Origin of the sequence: Mycobacterium sp. 1245499.0, assembly GCF_001673615.1 — a bacterium.
Classification (GTDB): Bacteria; Actinomycetota; Actinomycetes; order Mycobacteriales; family Mycobacteriaceae; genus Mycobacterium; species Mycobacterium europaeum_A.
In genome coordinates this window covers 1-7,395 of sequence record NZ_LZMG01000041.1, presented here as the reverse complement: position 1 = coordinate 7,395, position 7,395 = coordinate 1, and the positions used below count along the sequence as shown (strand labels likewise).

Sequence of the window (7,395 nt, the reverse complement as noted above, 5' to 3'; positions counted from 1 at the left end):
GTGATCGAAAAGTCCTCGCACTTCGGCGGTTCCACCGCTCTGTCCGGCGGCGGCATCTGGGTACCCGGTGCCCCCGCGCAGCGGCGGGAGGGCTATGTGCCCTCGCCCGAGGGCGTCGTGGAATACCTCAAACGGATCACCGACGGCCTGGTCAGCGAGGCACGGTTACGGCAGTACGTCGAGACGGCACCACAGATGCTGCAGTTCTTGGAGCAACTGTCCGGATGGTTTGAATTCGTCTGGAAGCCCGGCTATGCCGACTACTATCCCGAGTTGCCCGGGGGCTCCGAACTGGGCAGCACCATTAACGTGCCGCCCATCGACCTGCGGAAGTTGGGTGCCGACGAGCAGAAGCTGCTGCAGCCGCTGGCGCTGGCACCGAAGGGAATCTGGCTAGGCCCCAAGGAATTGCGCACGTTCTACCGCATCAGGCAGTCATGGGCAGGCAAGGGTGTGCTGCTCAAATTGATTTCGCGGATGGTCCGGGCCCGGGTGTTCGGCGAGCGGATGGCCGCCATCGGTCAGTCGCTCGCGGCCCGGCTCCGGCTGGCGCTCCGGGAACGCGGCATCCCGCTGTGGCTGGAGTCGCCGATGGTGCGACTGCTCACCGATTCCGAGGGGGCGGTCACCGGAGCGGTGGTGGAACGCGAGGGCGACACACAGCGCATCGGCGCACGTATGGGCGTCATCCTGGCGTCGGGGGGATTCGACCACGATCTGGCCTGGCGCAAAGAACTTCTGCCCGAGGTGGACCAGGACTGGAGCTTCGGCAATCCCGCGGCGATGGGCGACGGTATCCGCGCCGGCCAACAGATCGGCGCCGCAACGGATTTGCTGGACGAAGCCTGGTGGTTCCCGGCGATCCAGTGGCCGGACGGCCGGATGCAGTTCATGCTCAACGAGCGGATGATGCCGGCCCAGTTCATCGTCAACGGTGCGGGCAAGCGCTTCATCAACGAGGCGGCTCCCTACATGGACTTCGGCCACGCCATGATCGAGGGCCAGAGGTCCGGCATCACCCACATCCCCTGCTGGCTGATCACCGACCACAGATCGTTCAATCGCTACGTCGTCGGTGGACACCTGCCCATACCGAAAATTCCGGGGGCGCCGGTGCCCACCGGCCGCAAAATCCCATCGGCCTGGCTGGAATCCGGTGTGGTCAAGGCGGCCATGTCATGGGACGAGATGGCGGCCAAGATCGGCGTGCCCGCAAGCCAGCTGACCGAAACTGCCCGCCGCTTCAACGAACTCGCCCGCAAGGGACACGACGACGATTTCAACCGCGGCGACAGCGTGTACGACAACTACTACGGCGACCACACCCTGCCCAACCCGAACCTGTACCCCCTCGGCGATCCGCCGTACTACGCCTTCCGGATCGTGCTCGGCGACCTGGGCACCTCGGGCGGTCTCCTGACCGACGAGCACGCCCGCGTGCTGCGGACCGATGGCACGGTGGTGCCCGGCCTCTACGCAGTGGGTAACACCTCCGCACCGGTGATGGGCCGCAGTTACGCCGGTGCCGGGGCGACCATCGGCCCAGCCATGACCTTCGGCTACGTCGCAGCGAAACACGTTGCGGCACAGGCAGCCAACCGAGCCGCTAATACTCATAGGAGGTAACGATGAAAATTTCGCTGTTCTACGAATTCGCCCTGCCGCGGCCCTGGGCGCCCGACGACGAACACGTCCTGCTGCAGGACTGTCTCAACGAGGTCGAGGCCGCCGACAAGGCGGGCTTTTCCACCGTGTGGCTGACCGAGCATCACTTCCTCGAGGAGTACTGCCACTCGACGGCCCCGGAGATCTTCCTGGCCGCGGCCAGCCAGCGGACCAAGAACATCCGGCTGGGGTTCGGCATCATGCACCTGCCGCCGGTGGTCAATCACCCGGCGCGGGTGGCCGAGCGCATCGCCACGCTCGACCTGCTGTCCAACGGCCGCGTCGAATTCGGCACCGGGGAATCGTCGTCGGTCGGTGAGCTCGGCGGATTCAACATCGACCCCGCCGACAAGCGGGCGCAGTGGGAAGAGGCCCTCGAGGTCTCGATCCGCTGCATGATCGAAGAACCGTTCACCGGGTTCAACGGCGAGCATGTCCAGATGCCGGCACGCAACGTCGTCCCCAAGCCGCTGCAAAAGCCGCACCCGCCGGTGTGGGTCGCCTGCACGCGGCCGGCCAGCGTGCAGATGGCGGCGCAAAAGGCCATCGGCGCTTTGAGTTTCGCCTACACGGGTCCCGGTCCGCTGACCGAGCGGGTGAACGGCTACTACAAGGAGTTCGAGGAGAACGGCGTCCCGGTCACCCCCCGCATCAACCCGAACATCCTGGCCATCGGCGGCGACCTGTCGATGATGGTCGCCAAGACCGATGAGCAGGCCCTGCAGCGGCTCGGACAGGGCGGCGGATTCTTCTCGTTCGGAATCATGCACTACTACATGACGGGGGTGCACACGCCGGGGCGCACCGGGGTGTGGCAACGCTATCTCGAAGAGGTGGAAAAGGATCCGACGCTGGCGTACGGCCCCGGCCGGGGTGCGATCGGATCGCCGGCCACGGTGCGCGAGTTCCTCCGCGGCTACGAAGAAAGCGGCGTCGACGAGATCATCCTGCTGCTCAACCCGCGCAGCCACGAGGGCACCATGGAATCCATCGAGCTGATGGGCTCCGAGGTGCTTCCCGAGTTCATCGAGCGCGACGCGAAGGCCGTGGCGGAAAAGGCGAAGCGGCTGGAGCCCGTCATCGAGAAGGTGGAGTCGCGTCGCCCGGAATCGACCGCACCGCAATTCGACGAGGATTACTCGTTTGGTGGGCTCCCGACTGGCCGCGGCGGTAAGTTCACCGCCAGTGAGATCCCCGAAGCCATGGCGGAGATCAACGAAGGCCGCGTGCAGGCGGCGCAGCGCGCGAAGGAACAGCAGAAGTAAACCGGAGAATTTCGAGGCGAGCCTTGGGAGCAATCGACGAGCTGTGGCGCTACGACGGTCGCCGTGCGGTGGTCACCGGATGTGCCTCCGGCATCGGCGAACACGTGGTGCGGCAGCTCAGCGAGCTCGGGGCCGAAGTCATCGGCCTGGACAAGCGACGGCCGGACTTCGCGATCGACGGGTTCCACGAGGTCGACCTGGCTGATCGGACATCGATCGAGTCGGCGGTAGCCGACGTGACCGGTCCGGTCGACGCGTTGTTCAACGTCGCCGGCGTGTCGTCCGGGATCGGCGACCCGCTGCTGGTGGTGACCGTCAACTTCCTGGGGATGCGCCATCTCACCGAGGCGCTGATACCGAAGATGTCCGCGGGGTCGTCCATCGTGAGCGTGTCATCGCTCGCGGCGGCCGCCTATCGGGAGCACCTGCGGGAGGTGGCGCCGCTGCTGCATACGGCGACGATGCAGGCGGGCATCGACTGGTGCCGTGAGCATCCCGACGTGCTGGGTACCGGCTATCAGTTGTCCAAGGAAGCGATCATCCTGTACACCATGCGCAGCGCCACGCCACTGGGCGCGCGGGGAATCCGCATCAACTGCACGGGTCCCGGCGTGACCGAGACGCCGATCCTGGACCAGCTGCGCACCGCCTACGGGCAGGGCTTTCTCGACGACATCCCCAAGCCGCTGGGTCGCGTTTCCGAGCCCGCCGAGCAGGCCTCGGTTCTGCTCTTCCTGAATAGCGATGCCGCCAGCTATATTTCGGGCCAGGTGTTGTGGGTTGACGGCGGAAACGTGGGCGCCGCGATCGCTGGCGAACTCGAGGAAGGACGTGCTCCGTGGCCAGTGTGACCGACTTTCGCCGGGCCGCTCGCGATGTCAGTAACTGGGGCCGCTGGGGCGATGACGACGAGCTCGGCACGCTGAACTTCATCACCTCCGAAAAGATCGCCCAGGCAGCGGGTTTGGTCCGCCACGGCAAGGTTTTTCCGCTCGGGGTGGACTTCGGGTCGTCGGGGCCGCAGGGCGCCTTCGGTTTTCGGCACAATCCCATTCACGTGATGACGGTGGATGGTGGTGACGCCAGCACGCTCGCTCACTACGGCCCGAATTGGGATCGCAATCCCACGGCGGCGCAGATGGGTCCGTACTTCGTCGACAACCTGTTCAGGTTCAACGACGACATGATCATCATGCCGCTGCAGGCGGCCACCCAGTGGGACGCGTTGTCGCACGTCTACTACGACGACAAGCTCTACAACGGGATTCCGGCGGGGTCGGTGACCAGCCTCGGGGCCCGCCACCTCGGCATCGAGAAGGTTGACGGCAAGGGCATCACCTCGCGCGGTGTCCTGCTGGATGTGGTGCGCCATCGCGGCGCGGAGGTCTTCCTGGAGCATGGAAAACCCATCACTCCAGCGGAATTGGACGATGTCGTCCGCTCCCAGGGCGTGACGATCGGGCGCGGTGACATCCTGCTCATTCGCACCGGCTGGTGGACGAGGTTCCTGCAGACGGGCAACAAGACCGAACCGTATTCCGGCCTGGACTGGCAGTGCGCCCAGTGGCTGCACGATCACGAGATCGCCGCGGTCGCGTCCGACAATCTCCAGGTCGAAGACCCGGTGTCCGGGGTTGACGGCGTGTTCTTGCCGTTCCACCTGTTGACGCTGCGCGACATGGGCCTGATGCTCGGCGAGTATTGGGACTTCACGGCACTGGCCGCCGACTGCGCCGCCGACGGTGTGTACGAGTTTCAACTCATCGCACCGCCCCTGAGATTCGTTGGGGCAGTGGGCTCGCCGGTGAACCCGATCGCGATCAAGTGATGCAGCGCAAAACGCTGTCGGTCGATGGGCTGACCACCAGCTATCTGGAAGCCGGCGACGGCGACCCGGTGGTACTGCTGCACGGTGGTGAGTTCGGCGCCGGCGCCGAACTGGGGTGGGAACGCAACTTCGCCGCGCTGTCGGCACGATATCGGGTCTTGGCGCCCGACCAGCTGGGATTCGGGCAATCCGCGAAGGTCATCGATTTCGTCGACGGCCGCGGCATGCGGATCCGGCATGTGGCACGGTTTTGCGAGTTGCTCGGGGTCGACTCGGCGCACTTCGTCGGCAATTCGATGGGCGCCATCAATCTGCTCACCGATGCCACGTCGGAGACCCCGCTGCTGCCGGTTCGCAGCTTGGTGATCATCTGCGGCGGCGGAGAAATCCAGCAGAACCGGCATTTCGAGGCGCTACAGAACTATGACGCCACGCTGCCGGCGATGCGCCGCATCGTCGAGGCGTTGTTCTTCGACCCCGGCTATCCCGATGACGACGACTACGTACGGCGTCGTTACGAATCGAGCACCGCGCCGGGGGCGTGGGAAGCCGTCGCCGCGGCCAGGTTTCGCCGCCCGGGAGCCACGCCGTCGGCGACGCCATCGAGCGCTCGCGCCTACGAACGCATCGGCGTGCCCACGCTGGTCGTCGAAGGGGGAGGCGACAAACTCCTTCCGGCCGGTTGGGCCGCCGAGATCGCCAAGCAGGTCGACGGCGCCCGCTCGGTGGTGGTCGAGAAGGCCGGACACTGCCCCCAGATCGAGCAGGCCTCGGTGGTAGACGAGATGCTGCTGGATTTCCTGGGCGCGGTCTGAACGTCAGAAGACGTAGTCCAGGCGGGTCATCATTCCCGCCACTTGGTGATAGGTGTTGTGGCAGTGCATCACCCAGGTGCCGGGATTGTCGGCGACGAGCACGGCGGCGAGCTTCTGCTTGGGCAGCACCATGACGGTGTCTTTGCGGGCGCCCGGGCTCCCGTCCGCCTTGATCACCTGGAATGTGTGCCCGTGCAGGTGGATCGGGTGATACATCATCGTCGTGTTGTCGAACGTGATGGTCGGCCGTTGCCCCTGGTGCACGTGCAGCGGATTCGTCTTGCCGTAGGGCTGCCCGTTGATCGTCCAGTTGTATTGCGTCATGTTGCCGCCCAGGACCACGGGCAGGTTGAGCCGGGGGTCCGGGCGGCCAAGGTTGACCGGCGTTGTCGCGGTGAACATCTCGACGGTGCCCACCCGCTTGGTGAGTTCGGCGGGTTGAAACTGCGGGTCGGGTGCGCTGCCGGCCCCGGTGGAAAGCACTGCGCGGGCCAGGCCGTTCTTGCCTTCGGCGACCGCGACTAATGGGAAGACACCGTCCGCGGCGGTCACGGTGACGTCGTAGCGTTCGGCCATGCCGATCAGCAGGGCGTCGACCTGCGCGGGCACCACGGGGTAGCCGTCGGTGTGAGTCACCGTCATCGCGTGACCGGCCAGTGCCACCCGGAAGGTGGTGTCGGAGGCGGTGTTGATGAAGCGAATGCGGATGCGCTGGCCTGGTTTGGCATTAAAGGTCATGGGCGAGGCGGGAATTCGCCCGTTGGCCAGATAGTACGGGTAGGCGATGTCTCCGGCGTCGCCGCCAAGGAGGTCGCTGGTGCCGACGCCCGCCGCCGGAGGCGGGGGCGCGGCGCTCGTCGAGGCTGTCGGGCTGGTCGACGTCGTCTCCGACGCCGATGAACTTGTCTCCGTCGTCGTGGTCGTCGGCGTCGTCGTTTCGGGCGCGTTCTGCGGAGGCTTGTTCGGGTTACTCAGTTCGCTGTAGAGCTGCTGGGGACTCTTTCCGGCGCCGTCGGTCCAATCGTCGAGGACGACGATCCACTCGGCGTCGTAGTTGCCCTCGGTCGGGTCGTCGACGATGACCGGCAGATACAGACCGGTGTCCTCGTCGAGGCCGGTATGCGGATGTGCCCAGTAGGTCCCGGAATTCGGCACCGAGAACCGGTAGGTGAAATCCTGGCCGGCCGCGATGTTGGGGGTCGCCGGCTCGGCGCCGTCCATGTCGTTGCGTAGGGCGATGCCGTGCCAATGCACCGACGTCGGATGGTCGAGTCGGTTGGACACCGTCACCTCGACCTCGTCGCCGATGCTGGCGCGGATCACCGGGCCGGGGATGCCGTTGCCGAAGGCCAGCGTGCGGACGATCGGTCCACCCAGGTCGACCTGGACCTGTTGGGCCGTCAGCTTGGCGGTGACGGTGCGGCCGCTATGCGGTCGGGCTGCCTCGGTTTCGGCGATGGCCGCCGACATCCGGGCACTGCCCGACGGCTCGGGCTTGGTTTGACTGCACGCCGTCAGCGCCAACCCGCCGGCGATGCCGGCGGCCATGAAACCGCGCCTGGTGAGCCGAGTTCTGTCGAAGGGCGCGCCGCTGGTCGGTTGCACGGGCAATTGGTGCTCCTCGTCTTTGGTTCGCCCCAACGTTCTCGTGCTTGGATGCTAGGCGGAGCGCAACAGCCAGCGCTAGACCTTTCGCTTATCGGGCGTGTGCGCGGGCATGCTCGAACAACGCTGTGGCGGCTTGCCCCCGTGTGAGAGTGACCCCGCGCGAACGCTTCTGGGCCGAAAGGACCTCACACAGCCACACCGCCCCCATCGACAT

Annotated in this window: 6 protein-coding genes; 5 read left to right on the top strand and 1 reads right to left on the bottom strand. The window is 66.0% G+C overall.

The window, feature by feature from the left end; all coding sequences use genetic code 11:
- From A5646_RS02015 to A5646_RS01995, 5 genes are all read left to right on the top strand, one after another.
- Positions 1 to 1,626: FAD-binding protein (locus tag A5646_RS02015; protein WP_067019506.1), on the top strand; the 1,626-nt coding region annotated here is incomplete at its 5' end.
- 2 nt (positions 1,627 to 1,628) lie between these two features.
- Positions 1,629 to 2,930, top strand: a complete 1,302-nt coding sequence (locus A5646_RS02010; protein ID WP_066878004.1) for an LLM class flavin-dependent oxidoreductase — start codon at positions 1,629 to 1,631, stop codon at positions 2,928 to 2,930.
- Between the two features lie 23 nt (positions 2,931 to 2,953).
- Positions 2,954 to 3,781 carry a coniferyl-alcohol dehydrogenase gene (locus tag A5646_RS02005; protein ID WP_066865709.1) on the top strand — a complete coding sequence of 276 codons (828 nt, stop codon included), beginning with the start codon at positions 2,954 to 2,956 and terminating at the stop codon, positions 3,779 to 3,781.
- On the top strand, positions 3,769 to 4,758 hold the full coding sequence (locus A5646_RS02000) for a cyclase family protein (RefSeq protein ID WP_066865712.1): 990 nt from the start codon (positions 3,769 to 3,771) through the stop codon (positions 4,756 to 4,758). The genes A5646_RS02005 and A5646_RS02000 overlap by 13 nt, the downstream gene beginning before the upstream one ends.
- Positions 4,758 to 5,573 (top strand): alpha/beta fold hydrolase, encoded by an 816-nt coding sequence (locus A5646_RS01995; protein ID WP_067019504.1) that lies wholly within the window; start codon positions 4,758 to 4,760, stop codon positions 5,571 to 5,573. Before A5646_RS02000 ends, A5646_RS01995 begins: the two co-directional genes overlap by 1 nt.
- A 3-nt stretch (positions 5,574 to 5,576) precedes the next feature.
- Here A5646_RS01995 and A5646_RS01990 read toward each other — a convergent pair whose 3' ends face one another.
- On the bottom strand, positions 5,577 to 7,184 hold the full coding sequence (locus tag A5646_RS01990) for a multicopper oxidase family protein (protein WP_067019502.1): 1,608 nt from the start codon (positions 7,182 to 7,184) through the stop codon (positions 5,577 to 5,579).
- Positions 7,185 to 7,395: the final 211 nt, after the last annotated feature.

What these genes read in the sequence shown, in the direction of transcription:
- A5646_RS02010 (WP_066878004.1), top strand. Translation starts at nt 1,629, where the DNA reads ATGAAAATTTCGCTGTTCTACGAATTCGCCCTGCCGCGGCCCTGGGCG.
- A5646_RS01995 (WP_067019504.1), top strand. Translation starts at nt 4,758, where the DNA reads ATGCAGCGCAAAACGCTGTCGGTCGATGGGCTGACCACCAGCTATCTG.